The 19,984-nt window shown below is 68.1% G+C and carries 18 protein-coding genes and 2 tRNA genes; 5 read left to right on the top strand and 15 right to left on the bottom strand.

Translation table 11 applies throughout. The annotated features are described in order from the left end of the window. Positions 1 to 79 precede the first annotated feature (79 nt). The 3 genes from ACIQ6O_RS03635 to ACIQ6O_RS03625 all read right to left on the bottom strand — a co-directional run bounded on the left by ACIQ6O_RS03635 (position 80) and on the right by ACIQ6O_RS03625 (position 3,689). On the bottom strand, positions 80 to 721 hold the full coding sequence (locus tag ACIQ6O_RS03635; protein WP_396206420.1) for a DUF1707 domain-containing protein: 642 nt from the start codon (positions 719 to 721) through the stop codon (positions 80 to 82). A gap of 284 nt (positions 722 to 1,005) precedes the next feature. Continuing rightward, positions 1,006 to 2,856, bottom strand: a complete 1,851-nt coding sequence (locus ACIQ6O_RS03630) for an amidase (protein WP_396206419.1) — start codon at positions 2,854 to 2,856, stop codon at positions 1,006 to 1,008. A 125-nt stretch (positions 2,857 to 2,981) separates the two neighbouring features. Next, complete coding sequence (locus tag ACIQ6O_RS03625) at positions 2,982 to 3,689, bottom strand: energy transducer TonB (protein WP_396206418.1); 708 nt, start codon at positions 3,687 to 3,689, stop codon at positions 2,982 to 2,984. Between the two features lie 173 nt (positions 3,690 to 3,862). Between ACIQ6O_RS03625 and ACIQ6O_RS03620 the strand changes: the two genes are divergently transcribed. The 5 genes from ACIQ6O_RS03620 (at position 3,863) to ACIQ6O_RS03600 (ending at position 9,583) form a co-directional block, all read left to right on the top strand. Then, positions 3,863 to 4,036, top strand: coding sequence for a hypothetical protein (locus ACIQ6O_RS03620; RefSeq protein WP_396206416.1), 174 nt, complete (start codon positions 3,863 to 3,865; stop codon positions 4,034 to 4,036). A 77-nt stretch (positions 4,037 to 4,113) separates the two neighbouring features. Next, the gene (locus tag ACIQ6O_RS03615; RefSeq protein WP_396206415.1) at positions 4,114 to 5,652 is read left to right on the top strand and encodes an FAD-binding domain-containing protein; all 1,539 of its coding nucleotides are present in this window, start codon (positions 4,114 to 4,116) and stop codon (positions 5,650 to 5,652) included. A gap of 187 nt (positions 5,653 to 5,839) precedes the next feature. Beyond that, the gene (locus tag ACIQ6O_RS03610) at positions 5,840 to 7,522 is read left to right on the top strand and encodes a S8 family serine peptidase (RefSeq protein ID WP_396206414.1); all 1,683 of its coding nucleotides are present in this window, start codon (positions 5,840 to 5,842) and stop codon (positions 7,520 to 7,522) included. 30 nt (positions 7,523 to 7,552) lie between these two features. Continuing rightward, positions 7,553 to 8,152 (top strand): DUF2911 domain-containing protein, encoded by a 600-nt coding sequence (locus ACIQ6O_RS03605; RefSeq protein ID WP_396206413.1) that lies wholly within the window; start codon positions 7,553 to 7,555, stop codon positions 8,150 to 8,152. A 66-nt stretch (positions 8,153 to 8,218) separates the two neighbouring features. Then, positions 8,219 to 9,583, top strand: a complete 1,365-nt coding sequence (locus ACIQ6O_RS03600; protein ID WP_396206412.1) for an NYN domain-containing protein — start codon at positions 8,219 to 8,221, stop codon at positions 9,581 to 9,583. Between the two features lie 66 nt (positions 9,584 to 9,649). Here ACIQ6O_RS03600 and ACIQ6O_RS03595 read toward each other — a convergent pair. The 12 genes from ACIQ6O_RS03595 to ACIQ6O_RS03540 all read right to left on the bottom strand — a co-directional run. Next, positions 9,650 to 9,723: transfer RNA gene (locus tag ACIQ6O_RS03595), tRNA-Met, on the bottom strand. 82 nt (positions 9,724 to 9,805) lie between these two features. Then, positions 9,806 to 9,879, bottom strand: a tRNA-Met gene (locus ACIQ6O_RS03590). Positions 9,880 to 9,941: 62 nt separating this feature from the next. Next, positions 9,942 to 10,328: a septum formation initiator family protein gene (locus ACIQ6O_RS03585; protein ID WP_396206411.1), complete on the bottom strand. Its 387-nt coding sequence runs from the start codon at positions 10,326 to 10,328 to the stop codon at positions 9,942 to 9,944. Positions 10,329 to 10,342: 14 nt separating this feature from the next. After that, entirely contained in the window at positions 10,343 to 11,623 is a 1,281-nt protein-coding gene (eno, locus tag ACIQ6O_RS03580; protein ID WP_396206410.1) for a phosphopyruvate hydratase, read from the bottom strand. Between the two features lie 124 nt (positions 11,624 to 11,747). Continuing rightward, positions 11,748 to 12,536, bottom strand: a complete 789-nt coding sequence (locus tag ACIQ6O_RS03575; protein WP_396206409.1) for a lysophospholipid acyltransferase family protein — start codon at positions 12,534 to 12,536, stop codon at positions 11,748 to 11,750. Positions 12,537 to 12,581: 45 nt separating this feature from the next. After that, positions 12,582 to 13,547, bottom strand: a complete 966-nt coding sequence (gene thiL / locus ACIQ6O_RS03570) for a thiamine-phosphate kinase (protein WP_396206408.1) — start codon at positions 13,545 to 13,547, stop codon at positions 12,582 to 12,584. 26 nt (positions 13,548 to 13,573) lie between these two features. Beyond that, positions 13,574 to 15,265 carry a hypothetical protein gene (locus tag ACIQ6O_RS03565; protein ID WP_396206407.1) on the bottom strand — a complete coding sequence of 564 codons (1,692 nt, stop codon included), beginning with the start codon at positions 15,263 to 15,265 and terminating at the stop codon, positions 13,574 to 13,576. A gap of 13 nt (positions 15,266 to 15,278) precedes the next feature. Beyond that, the gene (locus tag ACIQ6O_RS03560; RefSeq protein WP_396206406.1) at positions 15,279 to 16,904 is read right to left on the bottom strand and encodes an NAD(P)H-hydrate dehydratase; all 1,626 of its coding nucleotides are present in this window, start codon (positions 16,902 to 16,904) and stop codon (positions 15,279 to 15,281) included. Continuing rightward, entirely contained in the window at positions 16,883 to 17,266 is a 384-nt protein-coding gene (locus ACIQ6O_RS03555; RefSeq protein WP_396206405.1) for a Minf_1886 family protein, read from the bottom strand. Before ACIQ6O_RS03555 ends, ACIQ6O_RS03560 begins: the two co-directional genes overlap by 22 nt. A 257-nt stretch (positions 17,267 to 17,523) precedes the next feature. Then, positions 17,524 to 18,822 carry a serine hydroxymethyltransferase gene (glyA, locus tag ACIQ6O_RS03550; protein ID WP_396206404.1) on the bottom strand — a complete coding sequence of 433 codons (1,299 nt, stop codon included), beginning with the start codon at positions 18,820 to 18,822 and terminating at the stop codon, positions 17,524 to 17,526. After that, the gene (gene rpiB, locus ACIQ6O_RS03545) at positions 18,819 to 19,313 is read right to left on the bottom strand and encodes a ribose 5-phosphate isomerase B (RefSeq protein ID WP_396206403.1); all 495 of its coding nucleotides are present in this window, start codon (positions 19,311 to 19,313) and stop codon (positions 18,819 to 18,821) included. Before rpiB ends, glyA begins: the two co-directional genes overlap by 4 nt. 57 nt (positions 19,314 to 19,370) lie before the next feature. Continuing rightward, positions 19,371 to 19,984 (bottom strand): acyl-CoA dehydrogenase family protein (locus ACIQ6O_RS03540; protein ID WP_396206402.1); only part of this gene is annotated, 614 nt, incomplete at its 5' end.

Below are 19,984 nucleotides of genomic sequence, written 5' to 3'. Positions count from 1 at the left end.
TACCGAATTCCTCCGTGACTGCGCGCTGTAGTGCCTGCGGTCTGCCGTCTGCAGGAAGTCGCCCGCACCACAACCCGCCCTACCTTCCCCGCGACATCTCCGTCGCCCGCGCCAGCGCGGCGAGATACTGCTTTTCGCTCTTGTACTCCCGCCGCGTCCTGGTCACATCGACGGCCCCGAGCGCCGCCAGACCACTCACGCGCACGAGCGGTGCGTCGGGATCCTCCACCGCCATCCCCGACCGGTGTTCGAAGCCGCCAAGGAACGCCGCACCGATCACCTCCACCCGGATTCCCTCCGGCAGAATGAGATCCACGCCGCCCATGATCGACACCACCTCGATCTCCGTGATGCCGGGTGCAAATCTCGCCTCGCGCAGATCGAGATCGCCGCCGCCCGCCACGGCCCACACCTTGAGGTGCCGTGGCACGAGCCAGCCTCCCCTCGCGGTAAACGCCCCGGCGATCGCGGCGGCAATGCCGCGTTCGGGCACGAGCTCATTCGCCGTGACGTAGCGATTGTTGTCGTTCAACCACCGACGGGGATCGGCCGGATCGACAAGCTGCAGCTGCAACTCGGCCATGGACTGAGCGCGATACACCGCAGCGAGTCGCTGGTCGAGTTGGTCCGTGGATAGGAGATCGTCCGCAAACGCGGCCGAGAGCAGGCGCACCACGTGGTCACGGTGGCCCTGGCTGATGGAGGGAGCGGGGGCGTGCATGTAGGGAATACGGCTGGATTGCCTGATGGGTTTCTGTAGGCGTGACGAAAAGCAGACGGCAGACGGCGGGAACTACAGCACGCAGACGGGAGGATTGTGGTACAACAAAACGGGGGCGACCGCTTCGCGGCGCCCCCGATTTCCTTCGCGGTTGGGATATCGGCAGCGGCGCGCAGCGCACGCTGCCGTGTTGTTCTACCGCATTCCTCCGTGACTGCGTGCTGTAGTTCCTGCCGTCTGCCGTCTGCTGTTGACGACCTCGCCCCCGACACAACAGCCAGAACTCAGAGCGCCGGTCTCCGCGCGTGGAAATCCGTCGCCTTCTGAAACTGGTGCGCGATCGACAGGATGACATCGTCGTTGTACAGGTTGCCCGTGATCACCGCGCAGATCGGCTGCGCCTTGTACGTCGGCGCCGGGGTGCTGTCGTTGCCACGCTGCCCGCCGAAGCCGAACTGCGGCACATCGAACTTGTACGGCAGCACCGCGCACGGATGCCCGGTTTGCGCGTTCGGCCCCACGTCGGCGTTGGGGCCGCCGATGAACCCGTCGAGGTCCTTCATGAACTCGCCCCACTTCTGGACGAGCAGCAGACGGCGGCGCTGGTTGTTGATGAACTCGAACGCGCGAGTGTTGCGGCTGCCCACGAAGCGCGGGTTCCAGTCGGCGGCGGCCATGGGATTCGCGTCGCCCTCGTTCACCCCCTTCGGACGCGCCGGCGGCGTGTTGCCGAACGGCGCGTTGGCACCCTGTCCTGCAGCGGGCCGTGCAGGCAGCGCGTTGAGGTCGAGATTGTACTCCTTCGCCTTGCGTTGCACATAGCTGTCGAACGCCGACGCCGATTCGACGCTGAGCCCGCCCCCCGCCATGCCCGCCACCGTCGGGCGCGCACCGATCGTCTTGGGGGCCATGCCGAGGGCCTTGAGCTTCTCCACCAGCTCCGCCGGCGCCGCGGCATCCACCCCGATGCGCAGCTTCGCGAGCGGAATGTTGCGATCGAACGTGAACGGGGTGGTCACCGTACTCGCATCCTTCGGGTCCACGCCGTGCAGTACGTTGAACACCATGGCGCAGTCTTCGGCGGTGCGGCACATCGGCCCCACGCGATCCTGTGACCACGACAGCACCATGCCGCCGTGACGGCTCACTCGGCCATACGTGGGGCGCAACGCCGAAATGCCGTTGCGAATGCTCGGCGACACGATCGAGCCCTGCGTCTCCGTGCCGATGGAGAACGCCACGAGCCCCGCCGCCGTAGCGGAACCGGGGCCGGTGCTCGAGCCACTCGAGCCGATGTTGAGGTTCCACGGGTTGTTGGTACGCCCGCCGTACCACCAGTCGTTCTGCGCGAACAACCCAGTGGCGAGCTTGGCCAGCAGCACGGCCCCGGCGTTGCGCAACCGCACCACGATGTCGGCATCGTAGTCGAACTGCTGATCCTTGAAGTCGGGCGATCCCCACGACGTGGGCGCGTTTTTCGTGGCGAAGAGGTCCTTGATGCCGTACGGCACCCCATGCAGCGGGCCGCGGTACTTGCCTGCCGCGAGTTCCTTGTCCATCGCGTCGGCTTCGGCGCGCGCCGACTCCTTCATGAGCGTCACCACGCAGTTGAGCGTGGGGTTGAGCCGCTCCATGCGCTCGAGATAGATGTCGGTGATCTGCCGCGACGTGATCTTGCGCGCCTTGATGAGCGCGGCGATGCGATGCGCCGGCAGAAACGCGAGATCGTCCGGCGACGTTGGGGCGGCTCCCACCCACGGCTCCACCGTGAACGTGCTCCGCGTGAACGCCTTGGCGCCGTACTTAGCGACCATGCGCTCCATCAGCGCGCCCGTTCCCTCAGGATAGGGCATGAACTGGAGCGCGGGGGCCTCGCCGTTGCCCAGCGCCACGGGCTCCTGCTGTGCCGGCGGCTGAACCGGCAGCATCCCCGACCACACGCCGGCCGTGGCATCGAAGTACGCCTGCGGAGACTGCGCGCCCAACGACCGCACACCGAACGTGCTCGCTGCCGCCATCACCAGCGAGCGAAACATGAATTCACGTCGCGGTACGCCGGTGCTGGACGGATCGTACTCCAGCGCCGCGAGTTCGGCTTCGGCGTGATCGAGGAATTCGAGAGGGGTGCTGTCCACGCGTGCGCTCCGAAAGAGGATGACCGGACCACCGGCGGGCACAGGTATCGGCCTGCGCTCGCGACCGGGGCGAATATCTCCCTCTCAACGCGCCAAGGCGAGGGGACGCTGGCCCCCCGCCCCTGTCATCCCGCCGGCTTGATGCGGAAGACGAACGCCTGCTGCACCAGCTGGTTCACGCGCCGACCCGCAAACACCGCCGGCTTGTACTTCATGTTGGGCAGCGCCTGCTTGACGGCGGCCACGAACTGCGGCTCCACCTTTTCGAGTACCTGCAGGTTGAGCGTGTCCGCGTGGCCTTCGCTGTCCACCACGAACTGCGCATACACCACGCCCTGAACGCCAGCCTGCATCAGGTCCGGCGGGTACTCCGGCCCCACCGCACTCGGGTCGAGCGCTGCGGCCGAGTCGACTTCGATTTCCGTCATGGCGCGTGGCGAGTCGCTTTCCGGTTGCGGGGGCTGGTCCTCGTCGGTAATGAGGCGTGTGCCCTGCTGGGACAACGCCACCGCCTTCGTGCCATCGTCGCGCGGCAGCGCTGTCTCCCCGTTGGCCGCCCACGCGGCGCCTCCCAGCCCCACGAACGACAACCGCTCCTCCGACGGTGCCGGGGCGGCGCGGCGATGTGGCGCCAGGAACCCCACGGCTTCGTCCGGTGCGGTTGGCTCACGGTTCGCCGCCCATCGTTCGAGCCACCCCGCCGCGACGAACGCGCCGATCACCGCCAACTCGGCCCCTACCCCTACCACCTGGTGGCGCAGGGCGCGCCACGAGAGACGACGGGTGGACTCGAACGCGCGGAGCTTCAATCGGGATTCGGGGGACATGGGCATGGCACCTCCGTGCCAGAGAACGCATGATGCCTCGCCACACGCTCACTATCCTCTGAGAGTAAACGTGTCGCAAGAGCCGGCCAATAGACTCCCGTGGCCAAACGCGTCAGATTCGGGATGAGACGCATGGCAGAGACCGCCTGCCCGTCGTTCCCACGGCTCTCTAATCCGACATGCATTCCCCTCTCACGGTTGCTTCGCACGTGCTCGGCCTGAGGGCGCATCTCGAGCGCGGAGAGGGACGCGGCGCGACCACCGATGAACTCGCCGAGAGCGTAGGCACCGACGCGATCGGGTCAGCCCCTGATACGGCCGCCCCCACGACCGCGTTGCGACAGATCGCCTGACCGCAGGCCCCGCCTCGACGCCAGTCATGCGACGGGCGTCGCTCGATTCCCCGTTCTGCTCCTCTCCTCGCGCCGTCGTGCTGCAACTCGTCTGGTTCAAACGCGATCTCCGCATTCATGACCACGCCCCTCTGGTAGCAGCGGCGTCGGCGGGCCGCGTCCTACCGGTGTTCGTGCACGAACCCGAGGTCCAGCGGGCCGACGATTTCTCGCCGCGGCACGCGGCGTTTCTTCGCGAATCGCTCGATTCGCTGCATGCGGCGCTCGGTGCGCGCGACGTGGCGCTACTCGAACTGCGCGGCTCATTACCCGACGTATTCGACGCGTTGTGCGACGCCCTGCCCATCGCAGCGATCCACGCGCACGAGGAGACCGGCAATGCGATCACCTACGCGCGCGACCGTCGGGTTCGTGCATGGGCGAAGCGCCGCGGCGTCCCGCTACACGAACGGCAGGGCGCCGGTGTGGTCCGCCGTCTCGCGACGCGCGATGGTTGGCACGATCACTGGGTGGCGACCATGCGCCGCCCGTGCGCACGAGCGCCCGAGGTGCTGGTGGGCGCGACGGACGACGAACTGCGCCGTGTCCCGGCGTCGCTGCGATTCGCACGCCCGGATGGCCCCCACTCCGGCGTGAATACCGGCGCACACGCGCGGCAGACGGGGGGACGCGAACAGGCGGAGTCGTTGCTGCATTCCTTCCTGTACGAACGGGGCGAGGACTATCGCCGCGCGATGTCGAGCCCCAGCGACGCGGAGCTCGCATGCAGTCGCATCAGCGCCCACCTCGCCTTTGGCACCCTCTCGAACCGTGAGGCGTATCATGCGGCGCGTGTACGTGTGCGTGAACTGCGGGACAGCACGGCCGCGGTCGCACCGTCCGCACGTGCGCCGCTCGTGCGGTGGCAACAGTCGCTGGTAAGCTTTGCGTCGCGCCTCGAGTGGCGCGACCATTTCACGCAGAAACTCGAAGACGAGCCCGCGCTGGAGTACCAGCCGTTCTCACCGCTCTACGCTGACGTGTGGCCGCACGCGGTGGACGCGTCACGTCTCGACGCCTGGCGCACGGGGCACACGGGCGTTCCGCTGGTGGACGCCTGCATGCGCAGTCTCGACGCGACCGGCTGGCTGACCTTCCGCATGCGCGCCATGGTCATGAGCTTCGCGTCGCACTATCTGTGGCTGCATTGGCGACACGCCGGAACCGTGCTGGCCCGCGCGTTCGTCGACTACGAACCCGGCATCCACTGGATGCAGTGCCAGATGCAGGCCGGGAGCACCGGCATCAACACCATTCGCATCTACAACCCAGTGAAACAGGCCGAGGAGCACGACCCCGACGGGACGTTCGTGCGCCGCTGGGTGCCGGAGCTCGCGGCGTTACCCACCGCCGATCTGTATCGCCCATGGGACACGCCCGCGATGGTGCAGCTGATGCACGGGCTCCGCATCGGCGGTGACTATCCCCTGCCGCTGGTCTCACCCGAGTCGGCCCATGCGCAGGCCCGAGACGCCTTGCATGCGGTGAAGCTGCAGGCGCAGCACACCGGTGAATCGGCGCGCGTCTGGCAGCGACACGGCTCACGGCGCACCCCACTCGGCACTTCGAATCGCTGAGCACGTCTGCCCACGCGCCGCGTGCCGGGCGACGACCATTGCTGCCGCGCGCCGATGTCACCAGACTCCAGCAGCCTCATACCGGAAGCGTGCATGACTACCGACGCGCTTCCGGCCGGCGCCGTGTGTGCGCTATTCGAGCCGACGGCATCGACCGAGCCGCAGGCCTAGCCATCCCCTTGTCTTCTTGCTCGACACCATGATGCGATATCGGACCACGGCGCCACTGCGTGCGCTTGCTCTGGCGATACTGTTCACGGCCTGCGCGCGCGCCACACCGACACCCGCACCGAGCCCCACCTCGCAGGAGATCGTGGCGACACCGGTGCAGCAGCCGCCGATCACGGTCAGTCCACCGGCACCCGCTCCCGCAGCAACGGAGACCGTGGATACGGCGCGCGCGGATTGGCATCGCCTGGATTACGACAACGACAAGGTGCTCGGTGTGGGATCCGAGCGGGCGATGCGCGACCTGCTCGCCGGTCGCCAGCCGCAGCGCCGTGTGATCGTCGCCGTGATCGACGGCGGCGTGGACACCGCACACACGTATCTGCGCGCGCAACTGTGGCAGAATGACAAGGAGATCGCCGGCAACGCCATCGACGACGACCGCAACGGCTACGCGGACGATCGGCGAGGATGGAATTTTCTGGTGACGCCGGCAGGGAGTGCCGTCGGCGCCGAAACATTCGAGCTAACGCGATTGTATGCGGCATGCCGCGGCACCGCGGCGGGTACCGGTATCAGGAAACCGCCGGCCGCGCGCTGCGATTCGCTGGCCGGTGCCTACGCCGACAAGCGGGAAGAGGTGACGGGTACCCTCAATCAGATCCGCAGCCTCGACCGCATGCTGGGCCAGGTCCACGCCGTGCTCGAAGGAGTGCTTGGCGCCCCACTCACGCGAGGCAAGGTCAGCGGCTTTGCGCCGGCGTCGCCGGAGCTCTCCCGCGCCCGTGACCTGTGGCTCGCGCTCGAGGCAGACGGACTCGATGCGGCTGGACTGGCCGAAGCGAAGAAAGCCTACGAATCGCAGGCCACGTTCGGGCTCGACACCACCTATTACCCACGGGCGATCAAGGGCGCGGGCTCACCCGATATCATGGGGCCGGATGCGTCACACGGCACGCACGTGGCGGGGATCATTGGCGCCGAGCGCAATGCAGCCAACTCCGTCATGGGTATTGCCCCCAACGTGCGCATCATGGGAGTGCGCACCGTACCGGATGGCGATGAGCGCGATGAGGATGTGGCCCGCGCCATTCGCTACGCCGTGGACAACGGCGCGCAGGTGATCAACATGAGCTTCGGCAAAGCGTACTCGCCGAAGAAGGCGGTGGTGGACAGCGCGATACGCTACGCGGACGCGAAGGGCGTGCTCATGGTACACGCCGCGGGCAACGACGGCGAGAACAACGACGTGGTGCCGTCGTACCCCACGCCAACCCTCGGGGGCGGCGCCCGCGCGCGACTGTGGCTGGAGGTGGGTGCCAGTTCCTGGAAGGGGCCCAGCGCCCTTGCCACCGGATTCAGCAACTACGGCAAGCAGACCGTCGATCTCTTCGCGCCGGGTGAGGACATTCTCAGCACCGTACCGGGCGGTGGGGTGAAGCGGGAAGACGGGACCAGCATGGCCGCCCCCGTGGTATCAGGTGTGGCGGCGCTGCTGCTCGCCTATTTTCCGAAGCTCACTCCCGCGGATGTGCGTGAGATCATCGTGCAATCGGTCCGGACGTTTCCGGACGCGGTGGTGGCGCTCCCCGGGGGTGCTGGTCAGCAGGTCCCGTTCTCCTCGTTGTCCCGCACCGGCGGTCTGATCGACGCCTACGCGGCTGTGAAGCTCGCGCTGCAGCGTGAATCGCTGCGCCCGTAATTCGTACCTACATTCGCCCCAGGATTTCTCATGTTCCGCTTTGCTTCGATCGCCGTGGTGGCGCTGACGTCGTGCGCCCTGAGCACCACCATGCAGGCGCAGGCCGGTGCCCGCCGCGCGGCGCCCAGCACGCGCGCCATCACCGAGATGTCACTCACCTTCGCGGATACCGCCGCGCAGCGCGCCGCCGGCAAGCCGGCCATCGTGCGGATCGACTACGGCCAGCCGCATCTGCGCGGCCGTATGTTGCTCACCGACAGCCTGGTGCCCATGGGCAAGGTGTGGCGCCTCGGCGCCAACGCCGCGACGCTGTTCACGACGGATGTCGATCTGACGCTGGGCGGCAAGGCCGTGGCGAAGGGGCGCTATGTCGCGCAGCTCCTGCCCGAGCGCAGCGGCTGGACGCTCATCCTGCAGCAGGAGACCACCGGCGCGGCGCAGGTGAACGTGGCGGCATACGATGCGGCGAAGGACTACGCGCGCATCCCGCTCACCGCGACCACGCTGTCGACAGCGCAGGAGAGCCTTGCCATCACGCTGGTGCCGAGCACGGCGCCGGGCGCGCAGAAGGGCGAACTCGTGATCGCGTGGGGGACGGTGCACCTCAAGGCCGACTGGGTCGTACGCTGAGCGGGGGGTAGTTCGGCCCGGCGGTGGTCTCCCACCGGGTGATGTCACACACGCAATGGAGCATGGATGTCAACGCGCGCAATGGTGTTCATCGACGGCACATGGTTGGCCGTCACGACGAATCGTTTGGCGGACCAGCACGGGGTGCTGGGGCGCACGGGAGGGCCGCTGGACTTCGGTGCCCTGCCCCGCGTGTGCGCGCAGGCGATCGCGTCACAGATGGCGCTAAGCAGCGGTATCGACGTCGTGCGTACGCACTACTTCGGCTCCATTGCGACCAACTACGATCTGCAAGATCAGGACGCGGTGCAGCGGCGCAGTGAGTTCTTCGACAGTCTGCGGCGTCACCATCGCTACGAGGTCTTCCGGTACGAGACCGATTACCGCGGGCACCGCGTGCGGCGTACGCCGGGTGAGGAGGGATACACGCCTCCCGAGAAGGCGGTGGACGTGGGACTCGCCACGTCGCTGCTCGAGATGGCGGCGGTATCGGCGTACGACATCGCGATTGTCGTGTGCGGTGATCGTGACTTCGTCCCGGCGTTGCAGGCCGTGCGGCGCCTGGGCAAGCGCGTTGCGGTGGTGAGCGCCCGCGGCAGCTGCGCGCGCGAGCTGAGCGATCCCAATGACCCGGTGCGCATCCGCGATTTCGAGGTGCTCTGGCTCGATCAGTTGTGGGCGCAGGTGGTGTCGCCGGCGGCGCGTCCATCGCCGCGGGCGGTGGCGGACGAGGTCAGCCCAGTGGCGGAGGCGGTGGCGTCGGAATCCTCGGACGATTCGCCCTACGCCGACTTTACGATGTCATTTGCCGCCGAGGCCGTCGCGAACGACGAGCCCGCGTCGTCCGAGGCCAGCGCTGGCCCTGTGGTGGAGGGGGTCGTGACCAAGGTGCACGCGCACGGCTACGGCTTTGTGCGCGCCGACGACGGTCTCGACTACTACTTCCGTCGCGCGGACTTCACCGATCCGAACCTGTTCAGTCGGCTGGAGCGGTATCGCTCACGCGTGGCCTTCCGCGTCTGCGAAGCGTCGCGCTCGGGGCAGGCCGGCCGCGCGGTCACGCTCTCGCTGTTAGGGATGACCGAGGCGCCAGTGATGGTGGCGCGGTCGGCGATGCCGAATGACACGCCGACGCGCGAACAGACGCCGCGCGAGGCGTGGACGCCACGGTCGTCGCCAACGGTGGCGTCGGTGCCCGAGACCACGGGCGATCTCTGGGCCGACGATCCGTTCGCCGCGCCGAAGCGGCGGGTCGATGCCGCAGCGCAGGAAGCGGTCACCGTGTCGGTAGCCGCCGATGTGGCGCTCGTGCCGGACGCGGTGGTGCTGGCCACCAGTGCCGTAGCGCCCGAGCCGGAGTTGACGCCACCGACGATCGAGGCGCCGGTGAAGAAGCGCCGGGCGCCGGCGAGGAAGACGGCAAGCGCGTAAGACTGGGCGAACGCAAAACGCCGCCGGCTCCTAGAGCCGGCGGCGTTTGCGTTTCCAACACGGAAGTAGCTGGGGGGAGACTCGAACTCCCGACCTCACGATTATGAGTCGTGCGCTCTAACCGGCTGAGCTACCCAGCCCCACAAGCGTGACCCGCGCCTGGAGCAGACGCGGCACTTACGGGACGCAAACGGCCGGCCCTTTCGGACCGGCCGATTGCTATGGCGGGGGCGGGATTTGAACCCGCGACCTTCGGGTTATGAGCCCGACGAGCTACCAGGCTGCTCCACCCCGCGGCAGTCTTGGGATATTAGCCGGTGCACGCGCAGAGTCAACCCCGCGCGCCCTCATATCGTGCTTATTCCGGCGTTTTCGTGCTGTCGTCGGCCGCACTCTTCTTCGCACTATCCGACGCCACGCTATCACGCACCGCCGGATCATCCACCCAGTACAGCAGCTCCTTCTCACCGCGCACCAACCCGTACTCCTCGCGCGCAATGCGCTCGAGTGTGAAGTCGTCGGTGCTCACGCGGGTGAGCGTGGTGTCGAGCACTGCCACCGTGTCTCGCAGCAGCGCGAGTTCGGCCTCGAGCTCGGCCACATCCTCGCGCTGCCCCAGCAGATCACTCGCCCCGTACTCGCCACCTTCCACGGCGTAGTACACCACGAACAGCACGCCGGCCGCCCACGCAAGACGGCGCAGCAGCACGCCACCTCGCGTTACGCTCTTCTTCGTCGCGGCCATGCGTGCGCTCCGACTCAGATGCCGAAGATGGCGCCGCCGGGATACTCGGCGTAGCCCTCGAGCTGCTCTTCGATGCGGAGCAGCTGGTTGTACTTCGCCACGCGATCGCTGCGCGACGGCGCGCCGGTCTTGATCTGGCCGGCCTGCGTGGCCACGGCGAGATCGGCGATGAACGTGTCTTCGGTTTCGCCCGAACGGTGCGAGATGATGCTGTTGTAGCCCGCGCTCTTCGCGAGCTCGATGGCTTCGAGCGTTTCGGTGAGCGTGCCGATCTGGTTCACCTTGATGAGAATCGCGTTGGCCACTTCGGCCTCGATGCCCTTGGCGAGGATCTCGCTGTTCGTGCAGAACAGGTCGTCGCCCACGAGCTGGCAGCGGTCACCCACCATGTCGGTGAGGATCTTCCAGCCGTCCCAGTCGTTTTCGGCCATGCCGTCTTCGATGGACACGATGGGATACTGCTCGAGCCAGCTCGCGTACATCTCGGCCATCGCCTGCGGCGAGCGCGAGGCCGCCCCGCTCTTCTTGAAGTGGTACTGACCGTCGCGGAACAGCTCACTGGCCGCCACGTCGAGCGCGAGCGCGATGTCCTGCCCGGGGCGGAAGCCGGCCGCTTCGATGGCTTCCATGATCACCTTCAGCGCTTCCTCGTCGCTCGCGAGGTTGGGCGCGAAGCCGCCCTCGTCGCCCACGCCGGTGGAGAGCTTGCGGCTCACCAGCACCTTCTTGAGCTGATGAAATACCTGCGTGCCCATGCGCAGCCCTTCAGCGAACGAGTCGGCGCCCACCGGGATCACCATGAACTCCTGGAAGTCCACCGTGTTCGTCGCGTGCGCGCCGCCGTTGAGGATGTTCATCATCGGCACGGGGAGCGTACGCGCCATCGGGCCACCGAGGTAACGATAGAGCGGGAGCCCCACCTCGAGCGACGCCGCACGCGCGACGGCCATGGACACGCCGAGCATCGCGTTGGCGCCGAGGCGCCCCTTGTTCTCCGTGCCGTCGAGATCCAGCAGCGCGCGATCAATCGCGATCTGATCGGTGGCGTCCATGCCCTCGAGCGCCTCGGCGATCTCGGTGTTGACGTTGTTCACCGCCTGCTGCACGCCCTTGCCGCCGTAGCGCTCGGGGTCACCGTCGCGCAGTTCCACCGCTTCGCGCTCGCCGGTGCTGGCGCCGCTCGGTACCGCAGCACGGGCGGCCGCGCCGGTTTCGAGAATGACATCGACTTCAACGGTGGGATTGCCGCGGGAGTCGAGGATTTCGCGCGCGGAGACGGAGACGATGGGGGCCATGGGGCAGGAATTGGTGTAGGGCGATTTTGGTGAACAGCAATTGCAGACGGCAGACGGCAGGAACCGCAGACGGCAGTTTGGGAGCAACGACGCAGACTGCTCCGTGCTCACGGCGATGGGTAATCTACGACGAAGCGGGTGCTGGCAGGGGCTCGGCGCGGGGCTGTCGTCCCTCGCCCGCGATCATGGGCGGCGTCACCCCGTACGTCGTGGCGAGGCATTCGGCCATTCGCTCACGGACCTGCTCGCCGAGCGTTTCGCGGTCGGCGTAGGTGAGCCCGACGGTGGAGATGGGTTCCAGCAGGTGCACATGCACGGTGCCGGGGCTGGCCCGGAATTCCTCGCGTGGGTTCACCTCGATGGTGCCGTGGATGACCACGGGCACCACCGGCGCCTGCGACGCGATCGCGAGCACGAACGGCCCCTTCTTGAAGGGACGCAGCGAGTAGGTGCTGCCGCGCGTGCCCTCGGGATACACGAGCACCGGGTTCCCCTGCGCGATATTGCGGGCGGCTTCCTCATAGGCGCCGAAGGCCGCCTTGCGGTTCTCCCGGTCGATGAAGATGACGCCCACGCCGCGCGCGGCGGCCCCGAAAACGGGAATCTTCTCGAGCTCCCGTTTGGCCACGAAGCCGTAGTGCGGGAGCACCTCGATCATGCTGGGGATGTCGAACCAGCTCACGTGGTTCGCGATGTACACCCGGGGGGCGCCCTTCGCGAGCCCGTCGTCGCCGTGCAGCACCACCTTCACGCCGGCGGCGCGCAGCAGCCACCACGCCCACCAGCGCGGGCACCTTTCGTAGATGCTGTCCGGCCCCTGCTTCACACCGAGCAGCTGGGCCACGAGCACGGTCGAGCCGAAGACGAGGGTGCCGAGGAGCAGCGCGATGAAGGTGATGCCGGTCCGGAACATCGATCGAAGTTCGCGAAAACGGCCCGGTCCTACAATGGCCGGACGTTACTGATCCGTACCGAAATGGTCATGCCCGCGCACAGCGGCGGTCTCCTCCGCCGCGCCAGCCGACTCTACCGCTCCGATGACGGTGAGCGACACCCCCTGCTCGGCCTCCCAGCGCTCCGCCACGGCCGCAAAAGCCGCCGGGGGCATGGTAACCAGCAGCTCGTACTCTTCGCCGCTCACAAGGGCGCTGGCGGGCTCAACGCCAGGGCCAACCGGCAGCCGCCGCTCATCGAGGGCCAGCCATACGCCGCTGGCGGCGCCGAGATGCCGGGCATCGGCAGCGATGCCGTCGGAGATGTCGAGCATCGCCGTGGCACCGGCAGCGGCGAGTGCCGCTCCCGCAGCGAGTCGCGGGGAGGGCGCCGCGAACCGCGAGCGCGCCCAGGCCTCGGGGGCGTTTCCGTTCTCCCACGCCGCAAGCGCGGCACCTGGCCCCCCAAGCGTGCCGGTGACGAGGACAAGGTCGCCCACCGCCGCCCCGGCCCGCGACACGACACGTTCGGCCACGCCGATCACGGTGAGAGTGATGGCGAAGATGCGGCCACGGCTGAGATTGCCTCCCACGATGCGGGCGCCGGCCGCGCGCACCTGCGAGCCGATCCCGTCGGCCACCTGCGGGAGGTCGCCCTCCCACGACGGCGGCACGATGAACGCCACCAGCACGCACTCGGCGCGCGCGCCCATCGCCGCAAGATCCGAGAGCGCGGCGGCCGCCGCGCGATGCCCCACCTCGAACGGGGTGAGCCAGGCGCGACGGAAGTGCACATCCTCCACACACGCATCGGTGCTCACGACGCGCTGTCCGCTGATGAGGCGCGGCAGCACGGCGGCATCATCACCGATGTCGACGGCGAGATCGCCCCAACGCGACATGAGCAGGCGGATGGTGTCGAACTCCACCCCCTGCCCCATGGCCTGGTGTGCGCGGAACGCCTCGTCGGGACTGCCGTGCGTGCTGAACATGCGTGTAAGCTAGATCGGCCGCTTGCCTACGGCACCAGCCCGTCGCCGGTACGCTGATAGCGCAGCAGCCCATGCGCCGTGGCGAGAAACACCGCATCGCGCTGGAGCAGCACGTCCAAGACCGGACCGGGCACGTCGAGCGGCACGCGCAACTCGCGCCGCGCCCCGGTGCTCCGCGAGACGAGCAGGACACCATCGCGCCCGGCGACCACAAACGCGCGCTCGTCGGCCGCCACGCGTGTCACCTCACCCACGAAGCGCGGATCGAGCGCCGGTAACCGCTGTACGGCCGAGGAAGCCGCCCCGGCACGTGGATCGACGAGGACCACCGCGTCGTCGGTGGCCACGAGCAGCACGGAATCGCTCGCGGCCAGCGCCCGGATGGGCATCCGCAACACAAGGTCGGCGGCATTCGCGGCGCGTGGGGCATCGGCCACCGTACCACGGCCGGCACCGCCGTCGGCAGGCATCGCGAAGAGTCCGCGTTGCGAACCCACCCACAGCGTTGTCCCGGTCGTCTGCAGCGCATGTACGGCCACATCGCGCAGCAATGACTCACCGGCGCCGAGCGAGTCGGACACGAACACCAGCCCGCGCCCGGTGCCCGCCCACGCACCGTCATCGCGGGGCGCCACGGCAAAGACACGATCGTCGGGGAGTCCACCCAGTCGCGTGGTGGCGCGCATCTCCTGCGCACCGTCCAACTGTACGCGCACGAGGCCGCGATCGGTGCCGAGCCACGCCCGCGCACCGCGCGTAGCCATCGCGAAGGTGCGCACGCCGGCGAGCGGCACCGTGATGGTGCCCTCGATCCAACGCCAGCGCTGGAGGTCGGTGGAGGCGAAGGTGAGGCCCCCGCGCCGCGAGAGCCCGAGCCCCGCCACCCATACCCCGTTCGCCGCCGGCGCGAGTGCCCCGGCGCCCGCATCGAGCAGGCCGTACGGCAACGCGCTCCCTTGCCCGAACACGGGATCGAAGCGGAACAGCCCCTCGCCATCCGTACCGAGCCACAACTCACTGGCACGATCGGGCGACGCGGCGCCCGCCGTCAGCGCGAAATTGCCGATGGGGCGGTTGGGCACGGTGCGTCGCAGCAGCAGTTGCGGCTGAGCGCGCAGCCCGGGATACCGCTGGACGAGGTCGGCCAACGTGGGCGCAACGATGACCTGCTGCGATACTGGTGGCGCGCTGGGTGTGCTGATGCCCACCCGCGAGATGCGCGTCCACTGTCCGCCACTCTGCACGAGCGCATCGCCGTTGCCGCTGCGATCGAACACGATACGCTGTGGCACTCCCGTGACGATGGTGCGTTGCACCTGTCCGCTGAACGGTCGATACGTGATGACGGCGCCGGGGACGCCCACCCACAGCGCGTCTTCGACAGGATCGCCGGCCATGGTCGTAATGGACGCGCCGAAGCCGGTGAGCGGCTGCGTCGCAAACGACTGCGGATCGCGCCCGAGTTCTCGATCGAGATCGCGCGACGCCGGCGGCAGGAAGCGCTCGGCGATGCGATCGTACACGGCCACCCCGCCTGGTCCGGCCGCGAAAACAAAGCGCCGCGTTACGGCCACGGCATCGATCACCGAGAAGCTCCCCACCCGCACCCGCTCCTCGCCGACGGCGCCCACCATTGGCGGAGACGCCCCCGGCGGTAGTGGAGCGCAGGCCGCGAGCAGCGCGGCGGCCGCCGCGGAACTCAGCAATCGGCCGGCCACGAGGATCAGCCGCCTACACGGCGGGCAGTTCGGCGAGCACATAGGGCGCGCGAGGGTGACCACGTTCGATGTCGGTCCACACGCCGCCGAGTTCATGCAGCACATCGTCGAGCATGGCCCCGCGGATGGAGCCGCATACTGCCGTGGCGCGCTCGGCCGCGCGACCATGCAGGGTGGCGCCGAGGACGGCAGCATCTCGCGCCGAGCAGCCCTGCGCGAGCAACGCGACAATGATGCCGGTGAGACAATCGCCGCTGCCGCCCGTCGCGAGCATGGGCGTGCCGTGCGGAACGCCCCACAGCGGCTGGCTGTCGGGCGTGGCCACCAGCGTAGGCGTGCCCTTGAGGAGCACTGTGCAGCCAGCCCGGCTGGCGAACTGCGCGAGCAGCGCAGCCCGCGGCTCCCATGCGTCCGGGAGTGGTGTGCCGAGGAGGCGCGCAAACTCCCCGGGGTGCGGCGTGCACACGGCCTGCGGTGTGTCGCGCACCCAGTGCCGCAACATCGAGGCCGTATCGGTGCCCAGCGCGTTCGCCGCATCGGCCGCGAGCCACAGCGCGTCGGCATCGAGTACGAGGGGCGTGCCACGATGCCCATCGAGCAGGCGCTGCATCACCATGGCCGCGCTCTGGGAACGTCCGAGCCCGGGGCCGATCGCGAGCGCGGTGTAGCGCTGCGCATCGGCCTGCCGGCTCGCGGGCTCGGAGGGCCAGCGATGCGCGAGGGCCTGCGGCACCAGCGACTGCACGGACGCCACGCTGGGCTCATCGACAATGGCGTGCACCAACCCTGCCCCCGTGTGCAGAGCGGCCCGACAGGCCAGCACCACGGCACCGGCCATCCCCGTCTCGCCGCCGGCAATGCCGACCCGTCCGCGCATGCCCTTGTGGGACGTCCACGCATCGGCGGCGTGCGCCGCGCGCCCGAGCGCACGCAGGCTGTCGGCGTCGGCCCAGCGCCACGCCTCGTCGTCGCGATCGCCCGGGATATCCCCGTGGAGGCCCAAGCCGATGTCGAGCAGCACCAGCCGCCCCACATGATCACGCCGCAGCAGTATTCCGCGCTTGATCGTGCCGAACGACAAGGTCACGTGCGCGGGAACACTGCCGTCGGCGACCTCGCCCGAGGTGGCGTCGAGCCCACTCGGCAGGTCGAGCGCCACGATCGTGGCACCACCATCTCGGGCGAGCGCGAGGCGCGCGCAGTCCGCCAGTGCCGAGTCACGCAGAGGCCCGCGATGCCCGGTGCCGAGGAGCCCGTCGATGACGAGGCGCTCGTGGCCGGTGGGCGCTCCAAATACGAGATACGGCGTGGCGAGTTGCGCGGCCCGCTGTGCATCCGGTGTGCGCGGCGGTGCGCTGGCGTGCAGCCGCACGGCAATGCCGGCGCGGGCGAGCTGCGCGGCAACGATATACGCATCGCCGCCGTTGTTGCCGCTACCGGCCAGCAACGCGACGCCGTGTGACAGCTGGGCGGCGCACTCCCGCAGCAGCCAGGAGGCCGCAGCGGTACCGGCCTGCAGCATGAGATCGAACGACGGCGTCCCCGCATTGATGGCGCCGCGATCGCGCGCCGCCGCCTCAGCGGCCGTGGTGACCCGCAAGGCGTGCAGTGGCGGGTTCAGACGTGCGCCGTGCTCCACGGGTATTCGCGCTCGAACGCCTCCGCGAAATCGAACACACCGTAGAAGTCGTCGCGGCTGTCCTGCGCCTGACTGACCAGCAGCCCGAGGTCAACCAGCGTGAACACGATATCGCCGATATCCATGGTGGAACGCACACCCCAGTGCTCCAGCACCACGCGCGCCATGACGCCAAAGCGATGGAGAGCCAACTCGCGACAGGCGTGGGCGAGCTCGGGTCCGCTGATGTGGCGGCGCTCGACCAGACGCGTCTGACTGTGCTCCAGCGCCGACAGCACGAACAGATATGCGCGCTCGTCGAACCGCTGCTCACGCAGACGGATCTGATCCATGATGCCTTCACGGAACGCCAACTCGGTCACGCTTTGCTGCCTCTCGGGTGGTGCGTCGGTCGAACCGCGGTGCGCGCCGAAGGGGGAAGCCGCGCGTCCTTGCTGTGACCCGTGAATACTGCCGATGGAAACGGGCGGCCACAACTCCCATGGCCGCCCGCGCGGTTCGCTCATCCCAGCTTTGTGATTGCACGCAGCGGAAGTTCCGCTGTGTGCACGGGTTAGCCGCGCGCCATACTGGCACGACGCGCGGTGGGCCCGTCGGTCACATGGGAATCAGATCGATGTCACACCTGCGCAACGGCGCGATACAGCGGGAACCGGTCGGCGAGCGCCTTCACGTCGGCCTTCACCGCGGCTACCGTCTCGGCATTCTCGTGATCACTGAGCACGCGATCGATGAGTGCCGCGATCTGCTGCATCGCGTCGCCGTCCATACCGCGGGTGGTGACGGCCGGCGTGCCAATACGAATACCGCTCGTGATGAACGGCGACTGCGTCTCGTTGGGCACCGTGTTCTTGTTCACCGTAATGCCGGCCTGATCGAGCACCTTTTCCGCCACCTTGCCGGTGAGCCCCTTGTTACGGAGATCGACGAGCATGAGGTGGTTGTCGGTGCCACCGCTCACGATGTGATAGCCGCGCTGCACGAGCGCCGCGGCCAGCACCTGCGCATTCTGCACCACCTGCTGGCAGTACGCCGTGAACGACGGCTGCAGCGCCTCGTGGAATGCCACCGCCTTGGCGGCAATGACATGCTCCAGCGGCCCGCCCTGCATGCCGGGGAACATGGCCTTGTCGATGGCTTTGGCGTGTTCGGCCTTGCACAGGATGATGCCACCGCGCGGACCGCGCAGCGTCTTGTGCGTGGTGCTGGTCACCACGTCGGCAAAGGGCACCGGCGACGGATACGCCCCAGTGGCCGCGAGGCCGGCGAAGTGCGCCATGTCCACCCAGAACAGTGCGCCCACTTCCTTCGCGATGTCGGCGAACGCCTGCCAGTCGATCACACGCGAGTAGGCACTGTAGCCGGCGATGATGATCTTCGGCTTGTGCTCACGCGCCTTGGCGCGCATGTCCTCGTAATCGATGATGCCGTCACCGGTGACACCGTACGACACGGCCTTGTACAGCAGGCCGGAGAAGTTGACCGGCGAGCCGTGCGTGAGGTGCCCGCCCTGCGACAGGTCCATGCCGAGGAACGTCTCGCCCGGCTTCATGAAGGCGAGGAATACCGCGGCATTGGCGCTCGCGCCGCTGTGCGGCTGCACATTGGCGTGGTCGGCGCCGAACAGCTGCTTGGCGCGGTCGATGGCCAGCTGTTCCACCTTGTCCACCACTTCGCAGCCGCCGTAGTAGCGCTTCCCCGGCAGCCCTTCGGCGTACTTGTTGGTGAGCGGCGAGCCCATGGCCTCCATCACCGCCGGCGACACGAAATTCTCGCTGGCGATGAGTTCGAGGCCGTCGCTCTGACGCTCGACTTCCTCGCTGATGAGGTGCGCGATCTCCGGGTCGGTCGCGCTCAGCGCGCCCCCCGGCGGCAGACGGTCCCAATTGGACCAATCGGCGCTCGCTCCTGCACTCATGCCCCACTCCCCGGAGCTTCGGCTCCGTTCTGTTCGTTCGTCTGCTCGATCTTGGTCACCCGCGTCTCGTGGCGGCCGCCCTCGAAGGGCGTCTCCAGCCAGGTCTTCAGGATGGCCACCGCGTCCTCGTCGGACACGAAACGCGCGGGGAGCACCAAAACGTTCGCATCGTTGTGCTTGCGGGCGAGGCCGGCGATTTCGGGATTCCACACCACCGCCGCCCGTACCCCCGGATACCGGTTGGCCACGTAGCTCATGCCGAGCCCGGTGCCGCACAGCAGGATGCCGCGGTCCACCGCTCCGTCGCTCACCTGCTGCGAAAGCGGGTGCGCATAATCGGGGTAGTCGGTGCTAGCCGTGCTGTGCGTGCCGATGTCCTCCACCTCGTAACCCAGCTCGCCGAGCACCACCCGCAGCCGTTCCTTGAGTTCGAATCCGGCGTGGTCGGAGGCGATGGGAATGCGCTCGCCGGGGCGGGCAATATCAACCATGGGTCAGCTCACTGGGCGTGAAGGTGGTAACTGCCGAAGAACCGCAGGAGAACATACTCAATCCGGGAGCGACCCGTCGGCGGCCGCGGCGGCGGCCAGCGTCTCACGTGCAATCACGATGCGCTGAATCTCCGACGTACCCTCGTAGATCTCCGTCACCTTCGCGTCGCGCATGTGGCGTTCGACGGGATAATCGGTCACGTAGCCATAGCCACCGAAGATCTGCACGGCCTGCGTGGTGACCCACATGGCGGTCTCCGACGCGAAGAGCTTTGCCATGCTGCTGAAGCGCGTGATCTTTTCGCCCCGTTCCTTGGCGGCCGCGGCCGAGTGCAGCAGTGTACGAGCCGCGGTGATGCGCGTGGCCATGTCCGCCAGCTTGAACTGGATGGCCTGGAACTCGCCGATATGCTTGCCGAACTGCTTGCGCTCGCCCACGTACTTCACGCTGGCTTCGAGCGCCGCACGGGCAATGCCGATCGCCTGCGCCGCAATGCCAAGCCGCCCGTGATCGAGCGAGCCGAGCGCATAGGTGAGCCCCTTCCCTTCGTCACCGAGCAGGCGGTCCGCCGGTACGCGGCAGTTGTCGAGCACGATCTGCAGCGTGGGTGACGCGCGCATGCCCAGCTTGTTTTCTTTCTTGGTGATATGGAACCCGGGGAGATCAGGCG

Source organism: Gemmatimonas sp. (assembly GCF_044345575.1).
In the GTDB taxonomy this organism is placed as follows: domain Bacteria; phylum Gemmatimonadota; class Gemmatimonadetes; order Gemmatimonadales; family Gemmatimonadaceae; genus Gemmatimonas.
The sequence above is the reverse complement of the archived record's forward strand: the minus strand, read 5'-3'. Positions and strand labels throughout refer to the sequence as shown.

Bases quoted from the DNA above. Each gene is read 5' to 3' on its own strand.
- ACIQ6O_RS03635 (WP_396206420.1), bottom strand. From the start codon at position 721: ATGCACGCCCCCGCTCCCTCCATCAGCCAGGGCCACCGTGACCACGTG.
- ACIQ6O_RS03625 (WP_396206418.1), bottom strand. From the start codon at position 3,689: ATGCCCATGTCCCCCGAATCCCGATTGAAGCTCCGCGCGTTCGAGTCC.
- ACIQ6O_RS03620 (WP_396206416.1), top strand. From the start codon at position 3,863: ATGCATTCCCCTCTCACGGTTGCTTCGCACGTGCTCGGCCTGAGGGCG.
- ACIQ6O_RS03605 (WP_396206413.1), top strand. From the start codon at position 7,553: ATGTTCCGCTTTGCTTCGATCGCCGTGGTGGCGCTGACGTCGTGCGCC.
- ACIQ6O_RS03600 (WP_396206412.1), top strand. From the start codon at position 8,219: ATGTCAACGCGCGCAATGGTGTTCATCGACGGCACATGGTTGGCCGTC.
- ACIQ6O_RS03585 (WP_396206411.1), bottom strand. From the start codon at position 10,328: ATGGCCGCGACGAAGAAGAGCGTAACGCGAGGTGGCGTGCTGCTGCGC.
- eno (WP_396206410.1), bottom strand. From the start codon at position 11,623: ATGGCCCCCATCGTCTCCGTCTCCGCGCGCGAAATCCTCGACTCCCGC.
- ACIQ6O_RS03575 (WP_396206409.1), bottom strand. From the start codon at position 12,536: ATGTTCCGGACCGGCATCACCTTCATCGCGCTGCTCCTCGGCACCCTC.
- thiL (WP_396206408.1), bottom strand. From the start codon at position 13,547: ATGTTCAGCACGCACGGCAGTCCCGACGAGGCGTTCCGCGCACACCAG.
- glyA (WP_396206404.1), bottom strand. From the start codon at position 18,822: ATGAGTGCAGGAGCGAGCGCCGATTGGTCCAATTGGGACCGTCTGCCG.
- rpiB (WP_396206403.1), bottom strand. From the start codon at position 19,313: ATGGTTGATATTGCCCGCCCCGGCGAGCGCATTCCCATCGCCTCCGAC.